This is a genomic window from Chryseobacterium sp. D764 (assembly GCF_019317325.1).
Taxonomy (GTDB): domain Bacteria; phylum Bacteroidota; class Bacteroidia; order Flavobacteriales; family Weeksellaceae; genus Chryseobacterium.
Window position 1 is genome coordinate 2,611,761 of record NZ_CP079219.1, and the last position, 21,250, is coordinate 2,633,010.

Below are 21,250 nucleotides of genomic sequence, written 5' to 3' on the forward strand. Positions count from 1 at the left end.
ACCTAAATAAACTAAATATAAAAATGAGTACAATCACTGTAAAAGCTTATGGTGCAGAGTCTACCACAGCAGATCTGAAAGAAATGAATATTGAAAGAAGAGAAGTAACCTCAAAGGATGTAGAAATTGAAATCCTATACTGCGGGGTATGCCACTCTGATCTTCATACAGCAAGAAATGACTGGGGCGGATCTTTGTATCCTGTAGTTCCCGGACATGAAATTGTAGGAAGAATTACTAAAGTAGGAAGCGATGTTTCCAAATTTAAAGTAGGTGACCTTGCCGGGGTTGGATGTATCGTAGATTCGTGCGGACATTGCGACAGCTGCCAACATGATCTTGAGCAGTATTGCTTAAATGGCTTCACGGGAACTTACAATGGAAAAGATAAACATTTGGGAGGTCATACTTTTGGAGGATATTCTCAAAAAGTAGTTGTGGATTCCCACCACGTTTTAAAAGTACCTGAAAATCTTGATCTTGCAGCAGTAGCACCACTTCTTTGCGCAGGTATTACAACCTGGTCACCTTTAAAACACTGGAATGTAGGTCCTGGTTCTAAAGTAGCTGTTGTAGGATTGGGTGGTTTAGGCCACATGGCGATTAAGCTGGCAAAAGGATTGGGAGCTGAAGTTACTTTATTCTCAAGAACTCCCGGAAAAACAGACGATGCAAAACAACTGGGTGCGGATCATGTTGTCATCTCTACTGATGAAGCACAAATGGATGCTGTAAAAGGAAAATTTGATGTGATCATTGATACTGTTCCGTATGTACATGATGTAAATCCATATGTGGCAACTTTAAACATCAATGGAACTCATGTTCTTGTGGGATATCTGGGAGGTCTGGAACCTATTTTGAACACTGTTCCTATGATTTTGGGAAGAAAATCTGTAGCAGGTTCAGTAATTGGTGGTATTGCTGAAACTCAGGAATTATTGGATTTCTGTGGAGAACATAATATTGTTTCAGAAATTGAAATGATCAAAATGCAGGACATCAACGAAGCTTATGAAAGAATGTTGAAAAGTGACGTAAGATACCGTTTCGTCATTGATATGCAGTCTTTATAATTCTTTTGAAGAATATTAACAAAAACAGGTGCTTCGGATTGAAGCGCCTGTTTTTTTATTTTTTAAGATTTTGGCTAAAAGCATTCTGATCCTGATTCACGATATATTTATTTCCTTCAGTGCATTTGATATCATTTCTTTCCATATCCTGAAAAGCCCATGCTGCCATGGCATCAATAACAGGAGCCAGCTCATTACCTGCTTCACTCAGTTTATAAGTAACATGAGGCGGTATTACGGGTTTTGCAGTTCTGATAATCAATCCATCTATTTCTAATTGCTTCAGATGTTGAATGAGCATTTTTTCCGTTACGGCAGGAATTGCTTTTTTCAATTCGCTGTATCTTTTTTCTCCTGTGGAAAGATTAAACAGGATAATGGGTTTCCAGAATCCTCCAATCCTTTCCATCACATACATTACAGGGCAATCCTGCACTGTCTTTCTGTTTTCCTGAATGGTTGAACTTTCTTTGATTGCGGTCATATCTACATACTTTAGGGTAAGTACTTGTATAAAAGTAAGTACAAATATAACTTTGTTCTCAGAAATAAAAAAATATTTACATATGAAAATCGTAATCACAGGATCATTAGGAAATGTAGCTAAACCATTAGCGCAACAATTAATTGCCGAAGGGCATACTATTACAGTAGTAAGCAGCAACGATGCAAGAAAACAGGATATTGAATCTCTGGGAGCCACGCCAGCCATAGGTTCTATTACAGATGTTAACTTTTTAACTCAAACATTTGAAGGTGCAGATGCTGTTTTTGTAATGACACCTCCGGCTATCAGTCCGGATAAGATTGTGGAAAACACTACTAATGCAGGAAAAAATTATGCTGAAGCTTTAAAAAATGCCAACGTAAAAAGAGCTGTAATGCTAAGCAGTGTAGGCGCAGAATCTCCTGTAGAAAACGGTCCTATCGCAGGTCTTCACCATATTGAAAAAATATATAACGGCGTAGAAAATACTTCTTTCACTTTTTTAAGAGCCGGATATTTCTATAATAATTTTTTCAATGATATTCCTTTAATTCAAAATGCCGGAATCATTGGTGGTAATTATCCTGCAACTATTGAAGTACCTGTAGTACATCCCAATGATATTGCCAAAGCAGCAGCTGAAGAACTGGTAAAAGATGGAAATACCAACAACATCAGATATATTGTAAGCGATGTAAGAACAGCTTCGGATTTTGCGAAAGTTTTAGGAACTTCTGTTAACAAGCCTGAACTTCCATGGGTAGAATTCTCTGATGAAGATTCTTTAAACGGAATGCTTCAAGCCGGATTACCTGAAGATATGGCTCATCTGTATGTTGAAATGGGTAGAGGAATAAGAACAGGTGTTGTTCAGAAGGATTTTATTGATCATGGCTCTCCAGTTACAGGAAATGTTAAGCTAGAGGATTTTGCGAAAGAGTTTTCTTCTAAGTTTTAATTTCCACGTTAATCTGTAAAATAAGTTTCGGCGCACCAAAGGTGCGCCGAAACCTGTTTAAATCTTTATTTTTTAATCTTCAGATTATTTTTGCTCTTTTAGTGTTTGTTTTAAAACTTTCAGTTTTCCATCAATAGGCTGATCAATTTTTAATCCCAAAACTTCAGCAACCAAAGGATAAACATTAATGTTGGCAAATTCATTGATGACCAGATTGTTTTTAAATTCAGGGCCCCAGGCAAAGAAAGTCGCTTTCATTTCCGGAACAACTTTAGGGTTGTAGCCATGCTTACCAACAGATGTTTTCTTCCCTTTTTCCAGGAATATTTTTGGGGCTTTAGGAATCAGAAGAATTTGTCCTATCCTGTGATATTGATCATCTCTTGTTGCAAAGTGAAGATATTTAGGAAGTTTTTTATCCAGATATACTTCGTAATCGTCTGTTTTATTAGCTTTCAGTTCTTTATAAACTGCTTTTACCTCATCTGGATTTTTAACGTAAACTCTTAACAAAGTCTGGGAATTGTAAAAATCAAATCTGTTTTTATCAAAAAGCACAGCCGGAATTTCCAAAGGTGTACCTCCATCTACTTTGATCATACCATGGTCGGAAACAAAAATAAAGTTGACATTTTTTAATCCTAATCCATTTACTTTCTGAACAAGGTTACCAATCGCCTGGTCTATCAGATGAACAGCAATTTCTGTTTCTTTGGAATCCGGTCCATGATGATGTCCGCTTCCGTCTACTTCCGGGAAGTATAATGAAATAAAATGAGGTCTTTTCTCTTCCGATAATTTCAGCCAGTTCACCACTTTTTCTACTTTTTCGGAAGGTGTGAATTTTTCATGATAAGGATAATAATAAGAAGGTCTCATTCCTCCTGCATCACTGGCAGATCCTACCCACATTAAAGAAGCAGATACCATTCCCTGCTTTTCAGCGAGTCCCCAAATTGGGGTTCCTCCATACCAGCTGCCATCTTCAGCATTTTTTTTGTTGCTCATGGCATACCCTTCTTTTCTTTTATAATCATAGAAAAAATTATCGATCAAACCATGATGAGAAGGATAAAGTCCGGTAATTAGACTCCAGTGATTTGGGAAAGTAATACTTGGATAACTTGGAATCATTGCTTCAGCCTTCACACCGCCATTGGCCAGTTTCAAAAGATTTTCAGCATTATACTTTTGAGCATAGTCATAACGGAAGCCATCTGTAGATATCATAATCACATAAGGTTTAGACTGTGCTTCTATACTGTTTTGTCTACCCGGGATCACCACCTGGGCTGTATCAATATTGACCTGTTGTGCAAAAGCCGTAAAGGAAATTAGCAGCAGTAAAAAATAGATTCCTCGCTTCATTATTTTAAAATTTTTCTCAAAGTTACATCCTATACTTCTGCCTGAAAAGTTTAAGAGATTAAAAGTATATTAAAAGCGATTATTTTTTTTGAATAAAAATTAAAACTCATTAAATAGGTCTTTTCATTTCAAACTGTGACAGCCAATTGTTCAGTCCTACTCTTTCACTAAGAAATTTACTGGTGTTTTCTGAAGAATCATCTACATTATTCAAGGCAATGGTTTGTCCTCCGTTTTTTTCTTTAATAGCATTAAAAAGCTTTGTTCCAATTCCACGATTTCTGTAATTCTTATCTACTGCAAACTGGTATATTTTTTTCACTGCAGGACTATAAACAATATACCCAACAAGTTTATCCTCCATATAAGCACCTAAAGTCACATAGTTTTCAGGCATAGGCTCCAATACGAACACCGATCCCTGCCATGAAGGTTCAATATCCCAGAAAGAACATAGCAGTTTCCATTGAAAGTCATTCAAATCCCTAATAGAAACCTCAGCATTTCCTTCTCCTTGTTTAATACTTCCGTTAAAACAAAGTAATCTTCGTACAATTGTAAAACCTAGATTTTCATATGCCCTGATGGCAGGCTGATTTCCTTCAATAACTTCAAGCAGCAATGTATTGGCATTTCTCTCTTTTAAAACAGGAATAATAAAATCGTACATTTTCCTTACCAATCCTTTACCTCTGCTTTCAGGAACTACTCCTGTTCCACCATTGTAAATAATTTTCTCCCCATTTTCCACTTTTTCAGACTGAAGGATAAAACCTACCAGTTTCCCATCTTCAAATGCTCCGACAGAGATATTCATATCCATTTTTTCAGCTGCGATTTTTGAGACAAGCACCTCTTTCGTTAAATGAAAAGGAATAACATAATCTGAAAACGAATGGTTGAACACTGATAAAATTTCATCTATGCTTGTATTTGCTAAGGTTTTGAACTCCATTGATATTTTAAATTTATATAGTTATTACACTTTATTTCTGTTGGTTCAAGTACCATTGAATGGCATTATGCTCTTCTCTTTTTATAAATGGGTCTTTTTCCTGATTATAATCATTACCGTCAAACCATTCTTTTTTACTCAATTCCTCTTTCAGTTTTTGATATTCTTCTTTTACCTCCGGATGAATACGAAGATAATCCCTGAAAGCCAAATGGCGAAGCCAGTGTTCTGAAGAAGTCGGAATAACGTGAATGTGAGCAATGCGGAGATGATGATTGTGAATTCTCTCAGGAATTTCATCATTTGAATAAATAACATCAGGAAATCCTAATGTATGGGTATGATCTATAAGTTTAATAAAAAAACGGCGGTACGGCATATCTTCATTATACTTTTCATAATAGACATAATCTTTGCCTTCCAGTAAAGATGGAACTTTATCAAGTTCTTTTTCATCCTTTACCCCAATCATAATATCAATAACAGGTTTTGCAGATAAACCTTCCACAGATGTGCTGCCAATATGTTCAATTTCCGGATTCAAAAAACCGATATAGTTCTCAAGTTCATTTTTAATGGTTTCAAACTGCTTTTTCCAGAAAGGATTATATTTTTCAAAGGTAACTTTCATAAGTATCCAAATAGTACACAAATATAAAATTTTTCTCAGTAATCCCTCTGGAATCGACATTTAACAAAAAATGATACCCCTGAAAGATCAGAGGTATTCATTACTAATTATTTAGTTGTGTTTTTTCTGAAAAATTACTCTTTAATCAGTTTTTCATAAGATGTAGTTCCATCTTTTAAAGTGATTTCAAAATAATAAGCACCTGATTTCAAATCTCTGACACTGATATTTTCTCCCTCAAGTTTTACAGATCTTACTTTTCTTCCTGCAGATTCATAAATATCAACAGATTTTATTTTATCAGCATTTTTAAAGCTCACCGTTTCTTTGGCCGGGTTTGGATAAAGAACTATTTTCTTACTTTCCAAAACTGTTTCATTAGTACCTAAAGTACCAAAATTAAGGGCTGTAGTACCACAGCTGTTAGAACCATGATAAGCAATCGTAAAGTTTGATAACCTGCGTCCATAAGTAATGTTTAAAGGACTTGTAGGAGGAACGGTAAAGACATGGTCATTAGCATCTCCTGTGTTTAAAGCTCTTGTAGCGACTACAGTACGAACACTCCCTGCCACTGTATTAGAGGTTACAGTCCAGTTTTGAGTTCCATCCAAAGGCGGAACCACACCTTGTCCATTAAATGTTCTGTCACTTAAATTAGTACCATCAAAAATTACAACATCTTTCCCTATATCGTCCATATTCGTTGTATCGAAAGCCATTCCCAGCCATCCTGTAGAAGGACCAATAAGGGTAAGGGTAACTAAAGAAGGGGTAAGGTCTATCTTAACTGAATAAGCCAAATCTGCTCCTCCCGGTGTGGAAAAAAGAGGCACAGTTCCTGTCGAATATTGACTTTTTACATGAAAAAAAGCAAAAAATCCGATCAATAATAATGTAGTTTTTAATTTCATATAATCAATTTTTTAATAGGTTAATAATATCTTGATTTTTAGTAAATAAAGCATATTCAAAAACAGTTTTCCCTTGTTTATCGGATAATGCCTTATTTGCTTTATTCTTTAGTAGCAGCTCTACCATTTCTTTGTTTTGTGACTGTACAGCATATATTAATGGAGTTACTCCACTGCTGCTTGCCACATTTGGATCAGCTTTGTTCTCTAATAATTTCTGAGTAAGGTTTTTATCTCCTTTAAAAACAGAAGCCGTTAACGCCGTTCCTTCTCCACTTGCATAATTCATGTTTTTAACGTGAGTAATTAAAAATTCCGCAACTGGAATATTCCCTCTGTAACAAGCTAAAATAAGGGGAGAGAATCCGTTTTCATTAATCTGATTAATAATATCCGGATTTTGTTTCATCAGCTCCTGTACTTCAGGAACTGTTCCGCTCCTGGCAATATCAAATATTGATTTTGCTTTTTCCTGAGCAGATATCAATGAGCTCAGAAATAGTCCTACAATTAAGATTACATTTCTCATTGTTTTACCATTACGTAGTTGTATTCGATGTTGACATTTTCTGCCACTTTCTTGGTAACCATTTTAGGGATGGTCACTTTGTAATCTGCAGGTTTGGCTATAAAACCGCCCTGCATATAGATTTTACCGTCTTTTGCATATAATGTTGCGGAAGAAGCAACCGCTTTGTCTACCCCGTGAAAGTTAAGTGTTCCCTGAACGGTATATTTCTGTGGACTGGCCGTAAGTTTTGTTTTATCAAAGTTGACAATTTTCCCTTTAAAAGTTGTTTTCGGATATTTTGCAGATTCAGCATAGCTTTCATTAAAATGTTCTTCCATTAATTTGGTTTTAAAATGAAAGTTTTTAACGGTAGAAACGGATGCCATTTCGCCGTTGTCTGCGTTAAGAATCACAATATTGTTGTCATCCTGTGCAAAAATATCATCAAACAGAGGTACTGAAGCTTCAAAAGTTACTTTTCCTGTCTTAGAACTGTATTTCTGTGCTGAAGCGTAACCGGCAGAAAGCAGTAATACGCTTAATAATGCTAATTTTTTCATATCAATTTTTTAATTTTCATTTAACCCGTCAGCTTTCCACTTTATGAAAATATTGATTTGAGCTGCAGACAACGATCCTCCCTGAGGCATTTTTTCCGGATCACCGTTAGGCCTTTGGATACGATCCAGAATTCCATCTATATTATTTTTTACCTGATCATAAGTAACAAGGGGTTTATAGCCGGTGGCGGAATGACAGCCAATGCAATTGTTATCCACAATGGGTTTTACATCTGTTGTATATTTTACAGGTGCCGTGATAGGTGTATTATCAGAAATCTCTTCATAAGTTCTGCTGTCACAAGCCGTCAGTATGATTGCTGACGACAGTATCAATAAGGATGTTAGCTTTTTCATATTAAAAAACTCTATAAAGATTAAACCCAAAGAAAATATGTCCCTTTCCCCATGCTCCAGTGGCATTGGTAAGATATCCGATATCTGAATTTATCTGGGAGTTCGTTAATAAAAGCTGGAACACATGTCCTCCGGTTTCTATATCTACCCCTAGTGATAATGGGTTTTTATAAAAACTGTGATCGTCGAAATTCACAAAGTATTCTGCATTCACAGAAACTCTTTTTGAAATTTTATAGCGTCCTCCCAAACCTGCTAAAAACTGATTTTTGTTTTCAATAGTGGATTCGTAAAGGTTTTTATGAACAAAGGAAGGTGTAAGCTGCAAGGAAAACTTATCATTGAACCTTCTTGAGATCAATGCCTGCGTAAGATAAGAAAGCCTGTCACTGAATTTAAGATGTGGATAATTATCTTTATCAAGTTCAGTATTGGCACCCATTACATTGTAGCCCACAATATCCACCGGAAAGTTTTCATTTTGTCTTACCAGCCTGTATTTTACTGCTCCTTCAAACGTTTTCATATTCGTTTCTCTGGAAAGGCTTACGGAAACAGCATCTGAAATACCATAGATAACGCCTAATTTGGTTGAGGCATGATCCAGACCGAAAAAGTCTTTGAATCCGGCGCTTATATCTCCAAATCTGTGGGCAACGATAATGTACCATTCTTTTTTGGCGGCGAGTTTTGTAGATTGCCCCGTAACAATCTGAAGGGCTTTGAAGGCGGGTTGTGAGGTTTCTGAATTGGTTTTCACCGTGTCAATATCCTTCAGCAGATCTTCCTGTGCAAAGACAAGACCTGAAGAAAATACTGACAAAAATAAGAGAGTTTTCGTCATATACAATTTGAATTAAATTATGATATAACAAACTTATCGAGTTCTCAATTCAAAAACAGGTGATAAAAGTCACCATTCAAATTGTTTTTATCAATGATAGAAATAAACTTTTCAAACAATTAAAATTAGATCATTCTAACATTTTCATTCACAGGAACTTTCATTCCTTCTTTGGTCTGAACAATTTCACCTTCACTTTCAATTTTTTTCAAAACTCTGCTTACAACTTCCCTGGAGGTTCCCAAACTGCTTGCAATTTCGCGATGGGTTATCTTAATTGGGTTGTTTCCTGTGGATGAAATCTGCTGTTTGATGTAATTCAGGACTCTTTTATCCAGTCTATGGAACACCGCATCATTCACCATATTCATCACTTCTGAAAATCTACGGTCATATTCATGATAAAACAGTTTGTTGATTTCCGGGAATTTTATCAGCCAGTCATGCATTACGGAAACGGGAATAAGAATGGCTTCCGAGTCTTCCTCGGCAATAGCATACACTCTGCTGACATAGTCTGTAAGAATGGATGAGAAGGTCATAAGACAGCTATCTTTGGGCTTAATATAATAGTAGATAAGTTCTCTTCCGTCATTAAGGGTAAAAACCTTGATAGAGCCTTTTATCAGGAAAGGGACAAATTTATTTTTCTGCCCTTCTCTTATGATTTCAGTTTTTGCTTTTATATCAATTGCAACAGCATGCTTTTCCAGCTCAGCTAAAAAATCAGCCCCTAAAAAGCCAAATTTACTTACAGCGAACGCGTTATCAATCATATCCTATATTTTCTACTTTTTCTTAAACAAAGATATAAAATTGATGAATGGTTATTATATATTTTTATGTTATTAAATAAAATTAACAATCACATGGGTTCGATATTCCTTTGTACATGAGAATTTAGGTCAAAAAAATGCCCCGGTAAAAACCAGGGCATCTTATTTTATTGTAAAAAGAAATCTTACGCTTGAACGTTGTTTCCTCCTAATACGAAAGGCTCAACTTCTTTGATTTCTCCGAACTGCTGCTCGTAGTTAGCGATGTTCTGTTGAAGAGCGTTTAGTACTCTTTTAGCGTGAAGTGGAGCAAGAATAACTCTTGATCTTACTTTAGCTTGCTGAACACCTGGCATCAACTGAATAAAGTCTACTACAAATTCAGATGGAGAGTGGTTTACTAAAGCTAGGTTAGCATAGATACCAGCAGCTACCATTTCGTTTAATTCGATGTTGATGTTTCCGTCTTGTGGATTTTGATTGTTGTCCATTGTTATAAATTATGTTTTTAAAATTCGAAATTTGAGATTGTGAAAATATAAAAATAATTTCAAATCCCAAATTTCAAATCATTAATTTTAGTTAAGGTCTTCGAATTCTTTCTTAGAACCTACAATAACGTTCTGATACTCTTTAAGACCTGTACCTGCAGGGATTCTGTGACCTACAATTACATTTTCTTTAAGACCGTTAAGTTCGTCTACTTTACCAGCAACAGCTGCTTCGTTAAGAACTTTAGTTGTTTCCTGGAACGATGCTGCAGACATGAATGACTTAGTCTGAAGGGCCGCTCTTGTAATACCTTGTAATACAGGAGTTGCTGTAGCAGGAAGAGCTTCTCTTACTTCTACAAGACTTAAATCTTCACGCTTCAACTTAGAGTTTTCATCTCTTAATTCTCTTGCAGTAATCATCTGACCTGGCATGAATTCTTTAGAATCACCAGCTTCTACTACTACTTTAAGACCGAATACTCTGTTGTTTTCTTCCAAGAAATCATACTTGTGCTCAAGAGCTCCTTCAAGGAATTGAGTATCACCTCCATCTACGATAGATACTTTCGTCATCATCTGTCTTACGATAATTTCGAAGTGCTTGTCGTCGATTTTTACCCCCTGTAGACGGTAAACTTCCTGGATCTCATTTACTAAGTATTCCTGAACTGCTGTTGGGCCTTTAATTCTTAAGATATCTTCCGGTGTGATAGAACCGTCAGAAAGCGGAGAACCTGCTCTTACGAAGTCATTCTCCTGAACAAGAATCTGGTTGGAAAGTTTTACCAGGTAAATTTTTCTTTCTCCAGTTTTAGCTTCAACAATAAGTTCACGGTTACCTCTCTTAATTTTTCCGTAAGAAACTACCCCGTCGATTTCAGTAACAACCGCTGGGTTTGAAGGGTTTCTAGCTTCGAATAATTCTGTAACTCTCGGAAGACCTCCGGTGATATCCCCTGCTTTTGCAGATTTTCTTGGGATTTTGATTAAGACTTTACCAGCCTTAATTTTTTCACCATCGTTTACCATTAAGTGGGCTCCTACCGGTAAGTTGTAAGCTTTCTGCTCAATACCTTTAGAGTCTACCACCTTCAAGGTAGGTACGGCTTTCTTATTTCTAGATTCAGAGATTACTTTCTCTTCGAATCCTGTTTGTTCGTCAATTTCAAGTTGGAATGAAATACCCTGGATGATATCCTCGTATTCTACCTTACCTGAAGTTTCAGCAATAATTACTGCGTTATATGGATCCCATCTACAGATTGTATCCCCTTTCTTCACTTTATCACCTGGTTTTACAGCTAATATAGATCCGTAAGGTACGTTAGCTACCATTAATGGAGTTCTAAGCTCATTATCAGCAACTAATCTGAATTCTGTTGAACGGGAAACTACAACCTCAGCTGTATTACCGTTTTCATCTTCAGAAGTAATAGTTCTTACTTCATCCATTTCAACGATACCATCTCTTCTTGCAACGATAGATGGGTTTTCTGATACGTTTCCTGCAGTACCCCCTTGGTGGAAGGTTCTCAACGTAAGCTGAGTACCTGGTTCCCCAATTGACTGTGCTGCAATTACACCTACCGCTTCACCCATGTGGATCACTTTACCTGTTGCTAAGTTTCTACCGTAACATTTAGCACAGATACCTTTCTTAGCTTCACAAGTTAATGGTGAACGAACCTCAACTGATTCTAATCCAGCTTCTTCGATTCTTTTCGCCAATGCTTCAATGATCACCTGATCTGCGCTTGCAATAAGCTCGTCAGTTTCAGGATCGTAAATATTATGTAGCGATACTCTACCTAAGATTCTTTCAGAGATTCTTTCAACGATCTCGTCATTTTTCTTAAGTGCAGTAACTTCTGTACCTCTTAGAGTTCCACAGTCGTCTTCTGTAACGATAACGTCCTGGGCAACGTCTACCAATCTTCTCGTTAAGTAACCAGCATCGGCTGTCTTAAGAGCGGTATCCGCAAGACCCTTACGAGCACCGTGGGTAGAGATAAAGTACTCTAGAATCGAAAGACCTTCCTTAAAGTTGGCAAGGATCGGGTTTTCGATGATCTCCGCTCCGGTAGAACCGGCTTTTTGCGGTTTAGCCATCAAACCTCTCATCCCTGATAACTGACGGATCTGTTCTTTAGAACCCCTCGCTCCAGAATCAAGCATCATATATACAGAGTTGAAACCACCTTGGTCAGTTTTCATTCTGCTCATGATCATTTCAGTTAATCCGGCGTTGGTATTTGTCCAAACGTCGATTACCTGGTTATAACGTTCTGTATCGGTAATTAGACCCATGTTATAGTTAGCTCTAATTTCGTCTACAGTTTCAATTGAAGAAGCAATCATCTGCTTTTTCTCAACAGGAACTACAATATCCCCAAGTGAGAATGAAAGACCTCCTTTAAATGCATTTGAATACCCTAAGTCTTTCATTGCATCAAGGAACTTCACAGTTGTAGGGAAATCTGTATCAGCAAGGATCTTACCGATAACGTTTCTCAATGATTTCTTAGTAAGAAGTTCATTGATATATCCTGACTGCTTAGGTACAATCTGGTTGAATAAAATTCTACCAACAGAAGTTTCGATCAATCTTGTTACTATTACTCCATCTTCTTTAACAGGTAGTCTACATCTTACCTTAGCATTTAAAGAAACTCTACCTTCAGCATAAGCAATTTCTGCTTCCTCAGGAGAATAGAATGCAAGACCTTCACCTTTTACTTTCATATCTTCTGTAGAGCTCAATTCTTTAGTCATGAAATAAAGACCAAGAACCATGTCCTGAGAAGGTACTGTAATTGGAGAACCGTTTGCAGGGTTCAAAATGTTTTGAGAACCTAGCATCAATAGCTGAGCTTCAAGGATTGCCTCTGGTCCTAACGGTAAGTGTACCGCCATCTGGTCACCATCGAAATCGGCGTTGAATGCTGTTGTTACCAACGGGTGTAGCTGGATTGCCTTACCTTCGATCATCTTAGGTTGGAAAGCCTGAATACCCAGTCTGTGAAGCGTAGGTGCTCTGTTCAATAGAACAGGGTGACCTTTCATCACGTTTTCAAGGATATCATAAACTACGGGTTCTTTTCTATCAATAATTCTCTTTGCAGATTTTACAGTTTTTACAATTCCTCTTTCAATTAGTTTTCTAATGATAAACGGTTTGTAAAGTTCAGCTGCCATATCTTTAGGAATACCACATTCGTGAAGCTGCAAGTTTGGACCTACAACAATTACCGAACGCGCAGAGTAGTCTACCCTTTTCCCTAGTAAGTTCTGACGGAAACGACCTTGCTTACCTTTCAATGAATCAGAAAGTGATTTCAATGGTCTGTTTGATTCAGATTTTACTGCAGAAGATTTTCTTGTGTTATCGAATAATGAATCTACTGATTCCTGAAGCATACGCTTCTCGTTTCTCAAGATTACTTCAGGAGCTTTGATCTCCAATAATCTCTTCAAACGGTTATTTCTGATAATTACTCTTCTATAAAGGTCATTCAAGTCAGAAGTTGCGAAACGTCCTCCATCCAATGGAACTAATGGTCTTAATTCTGGTGGGATAACAGGAAGTACACGCATGATCATCCACTCTGGTCTGTTGATCATTCTTGTATTAGCACCTCTCAATGCTTCTACAACGTTCAATCTTTTAAGAGCTTCTGTTCTTCTTTGTTTTGAACCTTCGTTGTGAGCTTTATGTCTCAAGTCGAAAGACAATGCATCAAGATCGATTCTTTTTAATAGATCTTCCACAGCTTCAGCACCCATTCTGGCGATGAATTTGTTTGGATCAGAATCATCAAGATACTGGTTTTCTACAGGAAGAGTTTCCATGATATCAAGGTATTCTTCTTCTGTAAGGAATTCCATATTTTCAAAATCAGAACCATCTAATTTTTTAGCAATACCCTGCTGAATCACTACATATCTTTCGTAGTAGATGATCATATCTAATTTCTTAGAAGGGATTCCTAAAAGGTATCCGATTTTGTTTGGCAATGAACGGAAGTACCAGATATGAGCAATAGGAACAACCAAACCGATATGACCGATTCTTTCTCTTCTTACTTTTTTCTCAGTAACTTCAACACCACAACGGTCACAAACGATCCCTTTGTAACGAATTCTCTTGTATTTACCACAAGCACATTCGTAATCTTTTACAGGACCAAAGATTTTCTCACAGAATAATCCGTCTCTTTCAGGTTTGTGAGTTCTGTAGTTAATAGTTTCCGGTTTTAAAACCTCCCCTCTTGAGTCTTGTAAAATAGACTCCGGTGAAGCTAAACCGATGGTTATTTTATTAAATCTACTTGTTTTATTTTTATTTGACATTTTTTAGATTTTAGATTTTGGATTATAAATTTTGGATTATAGAATTCTGAACGGGTTCAAAATTCAATAGGCAAAATTTAAAATTATTCCTCAAGTCTTACATCAAGTCCAAGTCCTTGTAACTCGTGAAGTAATACATTGAATGATTCCGGAATACCTGGTTCAGGCATAGATTCACCTTTTGCAATTGCTTCATAAGTTTTTGCTCTACCAATCACGTCATCCGACTTCACAGTCAAGATTTCTCTCAAGATATTGGATGCACCGAATGCTTCAAGTGCCCAAACCTCCATCTCTCCGAATCTCTGACCTCCGAACTGAGCTTTACCTCCTAACGGCTGCTGAGTAATCAATGAGTAAGGTCCAATAGAACGTGCGTGCATCTTATCATCAACCATGTGTCCTAGTTTCAACATGTAAATGATACCTACTGTCGCAGCCTGAGTAAATCTTTCTCCGGTACCACCATCATAAAGGTGAGTGTGACCGAATGTAGGAAGACCTGCTTTCTCTGTATATTCAGTAATCTGATCAAGAGTTGCTCCGTCAAAGATTGGTGTAGCGAACTTCATTCCCAGCTTCTGACCAGCCCATCCAAGAACTGTTTCATAGATCTGACCGATGTTCATACGAGAAGGTACCCCTAGTGGATTCAATACGATATCTACTGGTGTTCCATCCTCTAAGAACGGCATGTCTTCTTCACGAACGATTCTTGAAACGATACCTTTGTTACCGTGACGTCCCGCCATCTTATCTCCTACATTCAGTTTACGTTTCTTAGCGATGTAAACTTTAGCCAACTTCATGATTCCTGCTGGAAGCTCATCTCCGATTGAAATTGCAAATTTCTCACGGTTTTTAACTCCTTGAATGTCGTTATATTTGATTTTGTAATTGTGAATTAATTGTTTGATCAATTCATTCTTGTCAGCGTCTACTGTCCAGTCTGCACCACTAACGTTTACATAATCTTCAACTGAAGTTAATAACTTGTGAGTAAATTTCACACCTTTACCGATGATTTCTTCGTCAAGGTCATTTTGTACTCCTTGAGAAGTTTTACCGCTTACCAGTGTATTTAATTTTTCAATTAAAGTATTTCTCAACTCATCAAATTTAGCCTTGTAAGTGTTTTCAATTTCTTCAAGTCTAAGTTTTTCTTCAGTTCTTTTCTTTTTGTCTTTAATGTTTCTAGAGAACAACTTCTTGTTGATAACAACTCCTCTTAATGAAGAGTCAGCTTTTAATGATGCATCTTTTACATCACCAGCTTTATCACCGAAGATTGCTCTAAGAAGTTTTTCTTCAGGAGTCGGGTCAGATTCACCTTTTGGAGTAATTTTACCAATCATGATATCTCCAGGCTTCACTTCAGCACCGATTCTGATCATACCGTTCTCGTCAAGATCTTTGGTAGCTTCTTCAGATACGTTTGGAATATCTGCTGTCAATTCTTCCATACCTAATTTGGTATCACGAACTTCAAGAGAATACTCATCTACGTGGATTGAAGTAAACCAGTCTTCACGTACAACTTTTTCGTTGATTACAATTGCATCCTCGAAGTTGTACCCTTTCCAAGGCATGAACGCTACTACTAAGTTTCTACCAAGAGCTAATTCTCCTTTTTCAGTAGCATAACCGTCGCAAAGTACCTGTCCTTTTTCCACTACATCACCTACTCTTACGTTTGGTCTTAGGGTAATTGTTGTACTCTGGTTGGTTTTTCTGAACTTAGTAAGTTTGTATGTTTTAGTAGCAGACTCGAATTGTACTAAATCTTCGTCTTCGCTTCTTTCATATTTAATAACGATTCTGTCAGCATCTACGTACTCTACAGTACCTGTGCCTTCAGCGTTAATCAAGATTCTTGAATCTCTTGCAACTTGCTGCTCAAGCCCTGTACCAACGATTGGAGCCTGTGGCTTCAATAGAGGAACGGCCTGACGCATCATGTTAGATCCCATCAATGCACGGTTCGCATCATCATGCTCCAAGAAAGGAATCAATGAAGCGGAAATACCTGAGATCTGGTTTGGTGCAACATCGATAAGGTTAACCTGAGCAGGCTCCACTACCGGATAATCACCATCCAATCTTGCAATAATTCTGTCTGTTAAGAAGTCTCCGTTATCACTCAATTCAACGTTTGCCTGAGCAATTACTTTATCTTCTTCATCTTCTGCATTTAAATAAATAGGGTCAGCATTAAGATCAATCTTACCACTTTCTACTTTTCTATATGGAGTTTCGATGAAACCAAGGTTGTTGATTTTCGCATAGATTCCTAGTGATGAAATCAAACCGATGTTTGGTCCTTCCGGAGTTTCAATCGGACAAATTCTTCCGTAGTGAGTATGGTGAACGTCACGAACCTCGAAACCTGCTCTTTCTCTTGATAAACCACCAGGCCCTAGTGCAGATAATCTTCTCTTGTGAGTGATCTCTGATAGAGGGTTGGTTTGGTCCATGAACTGAGATAGCTGGTTGGTACCGAAGAATGAGTTGATTACAGATGTTAATGTCTTAGCATTTACAAGGTCAAGCGGAGTAAAGATTTCGTTATCTCTAACGTTCATTCTTTCCTTGATTGTTCTTGCAATTCTTGAAAGACCTACCCCGAACTGTCCTGCTAATTGCTCACCAACAGTTTTAATTCTTCTGTTTGATAAGTGGTCAATATCATCAACATCAGTTTTTGAGTTTACTAACTCAATTAAGTGTCTTACAATGGCAATGATATCTTCTTTTGTAAGAACTTCAGTTGTAGTTGGAATGTTTAGGCTTAACTTTTTGTTTAGTCTGTAACGTCCTACTTCACCTAAAGAGTATCTCTGTTCAGAGAAGAATAATTTTTCAATGATTCCTCTTGCCGTTTCCTCATCTGGTGGATCTGCATTTCTTAACTGACGATAAATATACTCTACCGCTTCTTTTTCAGAGTTAGTAGGGTCTTTTTGTAATGTATTCTGGATGATAGAGAATTCGTTACTGTTTTCTTTGTGAATCAGGATTGACTTCACACCAGCATCCAGGATAAGATCTAAATGTTCTTTTTCAAGGATTGTTTCTCTATCCAAGATGATTTCGTTTCTTTCGATAGAAACTACTTCACCTGTATCTTCGTCTACGAAATCTTCGAACCAAGTGTTCAATACTCTCGCAGCCAATGTTCTCCCTTCTACTTTTTTAAGAGCAGCTTTAGAAACTTTCACTTCTTCCGCAAGGTCGAAGATCTGAAGGATATCTTTATCAGATTCATATCCGATAGCTCTTAATAAAGTTGTTAATGGTAATTTTTTCTTACGGTCGATATACGCGTACATTACGCTGTTGATATCCGTTGTAAATTCCATCCAAGATCCTTTGAAAGGGATAATTCTTGAATAGTAAAGTTTGGTCCCGTTCGCGTGGTAAGTCTGTCCGAAGAATACACCAGGTGAACGGTGAAGCTGCGTAACAATAACTCTCTCAGCACCGTTGATGATGAAAGAACCACTTGGCGTCATATAAGGAACCGGACCTAAATATACGTCCTGAACCACTGTTTGGAAATCTTCGTGTTCCGGGTCAGTACAATACAGTTTAAGTCTAGCTTTTAGAGGAACTGAATAAGTAAGTCCTCTTTCCACACACTCATCAATTGAATAACGTGGAGAATCTACCAGATAGTCTAAGAATTCTAATACGAATTGGTTTCTTGAATCCGTAATTGGGAAATTCTCTTGGAAAGTCTTGTAAAGAGCTTCTGTCTTTCTGGCTTCAGGAAGTGTATCAAGCTGGAAAAATTCTCTGAAAGACTCAATTTGGATATCCAAAAAGTCTGGAGTGATAATTTTTCCTTTCGCTGATGAGAAATTAATTCTCGGATTTCCTTGAGTTGTTGATTTTGTTTTACTCATAAAACTTTTAAGAAAGGGTTAAAAAATATTTTGATTCATTAAAAAATATCAGAAAAGAACAAGAAACAAGGTAAAAGTAAAAGGTAAAAGTGTTTTTGGCGCTCACAGAAGACCTTAGGACTCTTTTAACAATGCACTTGGCTCTTTCTAACTGCAACACTGGTATATCTTTTCACAGTGTAATGCAAAATATTTTTATTACTTTTGAGGCAGCATTACCGCAATATCTATATATACGAAATCCCTCTCACGTTTTCACAATGAAAGAGCTAATTTTCAGTATTTTATAAATTTACAAACAATTTTTCGCGCCAAAAGAGGGGCAAAGATACAAAAACTTATCCACAATAACAAATAAATCATCTCATTTTGAGACTCTTAAAAAACAAGAGAGGCTGCTCAAATATGAGCAACCCCTCCACAACACAAGCTAATCTTATGACTATTTCACAATAACCTTATAAGATTTTATTTTTGATTTGGTTTCTATCTTAATGATATAAACTCCTGTAGGAATTGAAGATGTATCAATACCGGTATTGGCATTAAACTTATCTGTCTTAATTACCTGTCCCTGTGCTGAGAACAGTATATACACTCCTTCTTCTGCAGAGGTAATTCTAAGATTTTCTCCAGCTTTTACAGGGTTTGGATATACTTTCACATCATTCGCAGCATCAGTAATTTCCGCGTCTGTGATTTTCGCAGCAGTTTTGGAAGCGGTTTTCAACAATGAAGCATAAGGTGAAAGCGGAGAATCAGGAGAACCTCTTTTCACCAGATCAGTATCTACAACAGCCTGAATACCGTCTTTATCTTTATCATTAATTGTAGAGATAAATCCACCTCCTAATGTATCCAGATTACCTTTTCCGATCTGATAAAGATCAGTATCTGAGCCATTGGAAATAATATCCAGGAAGTCAGGCTTATCATCCCCATCTGTGTTTTTAACTGCATATTTTAATACTCCTGAGTCAGGTGACGTTTCCAGAATATCTGAAATACCGTTTTTACCTACCGGAATATTAGTATCGATAACTCCGTTGTGATCTGCATCAATCTGATTGATTACTGATGTTGGAATTCCTGATTCAAATAAATCCAAGATACCATCGTTATCAGAATCCAAGTCCAGATAATTCGGAACTGAATCTCCCAATACTGGCGTTAACAGAATATCTCCTTCATTATCATCATCCTGGAATTTTCCATTTTTATCAAAATCTTCCACAGCATCAAGAATACCGTCGTTATCTGAATCCAGATCACAAGCATCCACAATACCATCTCCGTCTGTATCCAATACAGGAGATTTATCATTTACGGCTGTACATCCTTCTGCACAGTCAGGAATTCCGTTTCCGTTGTTATCTATATTATCATCTCCTCCCTGACATTGATCAAAACAGTTTGGAACACCATCGTTATCATCATCTCTGCTCGCAAAAGCGTTATAGATATAATAGTTCTGAGGAATACGAACCGCTGTTCCGCTGTTGAATGTAATTTTAATGCGGTTAAAAGGCTTTGTAGCTTTTCCTCCAACATAGAATTTATTTGAATTCGTTGTGAAGAAGTTTCCACTTATAAGACTTCCTGAGCTTGTAAAGGTATCTGTCAAGGTATTTCCGTTGTATAATGTCACGGTGATATTTTCCAGAACACTTACTCCAAGAAGATTTCCTGCTTTTTCTACGGTAAACCCAGCCATTGTATTGACAGGAAGCACAGTATTACTGCTCACCGTTGCAAATGCTGAAAAAATACTAAGAAAGGATGCCGCCGGAACAGTAGCCGTTGCATAATTAGAAGGATTATTATCCACAATAGCTCCCGGATTGGTCATCTTCGCTAAAATAAGACCAAGGAATCCAGGACCTGATGTCCATGTAGTTCCGTTTACCAAATTTCCAGGAACAGCAGAACCACTTGTCTGAATTTTATCGTCACATTCACAAGCAACAGGCTCTTCAAAAGCATAGTATACTTTTAAAGCTCCTAAATTAAATCCTACGGTCTGGGTAATTTTTAATCGTACTTCATTGAAAGGCTTAGTAGTCGTTAATGTAACTTTTTGCTTTCCTGAACCAAATCCTAATACTTTAATATTAATCAGACCTCCTCCGTCAGACAGTTGTTTTGAATCCTGAAGCTGGCCGTAAAGATAAGTTTCTATTGTAATATTCTTTAAAAACTCAGCACTTAACAGTTTCCCCTGATCATCCGGTTCTATAACAAAACCTGTTTTGTTACCTGCAGGATACACCTGATTTTTATCTAGAACTCCAACTGAATAAGATCCCAGCAATCCGATCGGAAGAACTATTGATCCATAAGAGTTTTTATTTCCATCTCCAATTCTTTCTTTATTCTGAACATAGGAAAGCGGAGCCAAGAAACTGCTGCTTCCGGATACATTTCCGTCAACACCGCTTCCTGCAATAATATCATCACAAATACCATTATTATCTGTAGGTACTTTTGCCGGATCAAATGCAAATGCATAATACACATTCATAGCACTGAATACAGAAAGAACATTGGTTTGGTACAATCTTACTTCATCAAATTCTTTTGAAGTTTTAAAGTGCAGGAATATCCTGTTCTTACTTCCTCCGAATGCAGGAACAGATAAAAGAGTGCTGCTGGTAGTAGTTTCCTGAAGAACACCATTTTTATAAGTACTGATCCGCAAAGAACTCAAAAGATCTATGGTAATAAAACTCGTCCCTAGATCTACATTGAATCCAGTAATATATCCCGCAGGATAGGTTGTATTTTTATTCTTTACAGAGATTCCGTTTCCACTTAACAGGGAGGCAAAGTTTCCCATGCTTACGCTGTTATCAAGACTTGCATCTACCACCGGATTCATGCTTCCGTTATAACATGCTAGACAGATCCCTGAATTGTTGACAGGTTTCGCCTCCACCCCCATCCCACGGATCGGTTCATAGCCCTGCTGCGCAAATACTACTGCTGACATCATCAATGTCATAAGCATCGCAGCTAACTTTTCGAATAATTTTCTGGTCATTTTTTATTTTTTAAGGTTTGTGTT

At 37.2% G+C, this 21,250-nt stretch carries 16 protein-coding genes; 2 read left to right on the forward strand and 14 right to left on the reverse strand.

Annotated elements, in window-relative coordinates:
* Nucleotides 1–23: 23 nt before the first annotated feature.
* Entirely contained in the window at nucleotides 24–1,076 is a 1,053-nt protein-coding gene (locus tag KYG33_RS11805; RefSeq protein ID WP_077418906.1) for an NAD(P)-dependent alcohol dehydrogenase, read from the forward strand.
* A gap of 55 nt (nucleotides 1,077–1,131) precedes the next feature.
* Here KYG33_RS11805 and KYG33_RS11810 read toward each other — a convergent pair whose 3' ends face one another.
* On the reverse strand, nucleotides 1,132–1,560 hold the full coding sequence (locus KYG33_RS11810; protein ID WP_077418905.1) for a winged helix-turn-helix transcriptional regulator: 429 nt from the start codon (nucleotides 1,558–1,560) through the stop codon (nucleotides 1,132–1,134).
* Nucleotides 1,561–1,642: 82 nt separating this feature from the next.
* On the opposite strand from KYG33_RS11810, the gene KYG33_RS11815 reads away from it, so the two are divergent.
* Nucleotides 1,643–2,521, forward strand: coding sequence for an NAD(P)H-binding protein (locus KYG33_RS11815; RefSeq protein WP_219071808.1), 879 nt, complete (start codon nucleotides 1,643–1,645; stop codon nucleotides 2,519–2,521).
* Between the two features lie 84 nt (nucleotides 2,522–2,605).
* On the opposite strand, the gene KYG33_RS11820 is transcribed toward KYG33_RS11815, so the two are convergent.
* From KYG33_RS11820 to KYG33_RS11880, 13 genes are all read right to left on the reverse strand, one after another.
* Complete coding sequence (locus KYG33_RS11820) at nucleotides 2,606–3,889, reverse strand: ectonucleotide pyrophosphatase/phosphodiesterase (protein ID WP_077418903.1); 1,284 nt, start codon at nucleotides 3,887–3,889, stop codon at nucleotides 2,606–2,608.
* Nucleotides 3,890–3,998: 109 nt separating this feature from the next.
* Nucleotides 3,999–4,844: a GNAT family N-acetyltransferase gene (locus tag KYG33_RS11825; protein ID WP_219071809.1), complete on the reverse strand. Its 846-nt coding sequence runs from the start codon at nucleotides 4,842–4,844 to the stop codon at nucleotides 3,999–4,001.
* 31 nt (nucleotides 4,845–4,875) lie between these two features.
* A complete protein-coding gene (locus tag KYG33_RS11830; RefSeq protein ID WP_180564632.1) occupies nucleotides 4,876–5,475 on the reverse strand; it encodes a GrpB family protein in 600 nt (199 codons plus the stop codon).
* Between the two features lie 134 nt (nucleotides 5,476–5,609).
* Nucleotides 5,610–6,389 (reverse strand): T9SS type A sorting domain-containing protein, encoded by a 780-nt coding sequence (locus KYG33_RS11835; RefSeq protein WP_077418900.1) that lies wholly within the window; start codon nucleotides 6,387–6,389, stop codon nucleotides 5,610–5,612.
* Nucleotides 6,390–6,393: 4 nt separating this feature from the next.
* Entirely contained in the window at nucleotides 6,394–6,918 is a 525-nt protein-coding gene (locus KYG33_RS11840; protein WP_077418899.1) for an ankyrin repeat domain-containing protein, read from the reverse strand.
* Nucleotides 6,915–7,460, reverse strand: a complete 546-nt coding sequence (locus KYG33_RS11845; RefSeq protein WP_047388481.1) for a YceI family protein — start codon at nucleotides 7,458–7,460, stop codon at nucleotides 6,915–6,917. The genes KYG33_RS11840 and KYG33_RS11845 overlap by 4 nt, the downstream gene beginning before the upstream one ends.
* A 9-nt stretch (nucleotides 7,461–7,469) precedes the next feature.
* Nucleotides 7,470–7,817: a hypothetical protein gene (locus tag KYG33_RS11850; RefSeq protein WP_232539009.1), complete on the reverse strand. Its 348-nt coding sequence runs from the start codon at nucleotides 7,815–7,817 to the stop codon at nucleotides 7,470–7,472.
* A 1-nt stretch (nucleotide 7,818) separates the two neighbouring features.
* On the reverse strand, nucleotides 7,819–8,661 hold the full coding sequence (locus KYG33_RS11855) for a DUF5777 family beta-barrel protein (protein WP_219071810.1): 843 nt from the start codon (nucleotides 8,659–8,661) through the stop codon (nucleotides 7,819–7,821).
* 125 nt (nucleotides 8,662–8,786) lie between these two features.
* Complete coding sequence (locus KYG33_RS11860) at nucleotides 8,787–9,437, reverse strand: Crp/Fnr family transcriptional regulator (RefSeq protein WP_077418896.1); 651 nt, start codon at nucleotides 9,435–9,437, stop codon at nucleotides 8,787–8,789.
* 185 nt (nucleotides 9,438–9,622) lie between these two features.
* Nucleotides 9,623–9,928, reverse strand: a complete 306-nt coding sequence (locus tag KYG33_RS11865; RefSeq protein ID WP_002976436.1) for a DUF3467 domain-containing protein — start codon at nucleotides 9,926–9,928, stop codon at nucleotides 9,623–9,625.
* An 87-nt stretch (nucleotides 9,929–10,015) separates the two neighbouring features.
* Nucleotides 10,016–14,281, reverse strand: a complete 4,266-nt coding sequence (gene rpoC, locus KYG33_RS11870; RefSeq protein WP_077418895.1) for a DNA-directed RNA polymerase subunit beta' — start codon at nucleotides 14,279–14,281, stop codon at nucleotides 10,016–10,018.
* Between the two features lie 83 nt (nucleotides 14,282–14,364).
* Entirely contained in the window at nucleotides 14,365–18,186 is a 3,822-nt protein-coding gene (gene rpoB, locus KYG33_RS11875; RefSeq protein ID WP_077418894.1) for a DNA-directed RNA polymerase subunit beta, read from the reverse strand.
* Nucleotides 18,187–18,628: 442 nt separating this feature from the next.
* Nucleotides 18,629–21,226, reverse strand: a complete 2,598-nt coding sequence (locus KYG33_RS11880) for a T9SS type A sorting domain-containing protein (RefSeq protein WP_219071811.1) — start codon at nucleotides 21,224–21,226, stop codon at nucleotides 18,629–18,631.
* Nucleotides 21,227–21,250 lie beyond the last annotated feature (24 nt).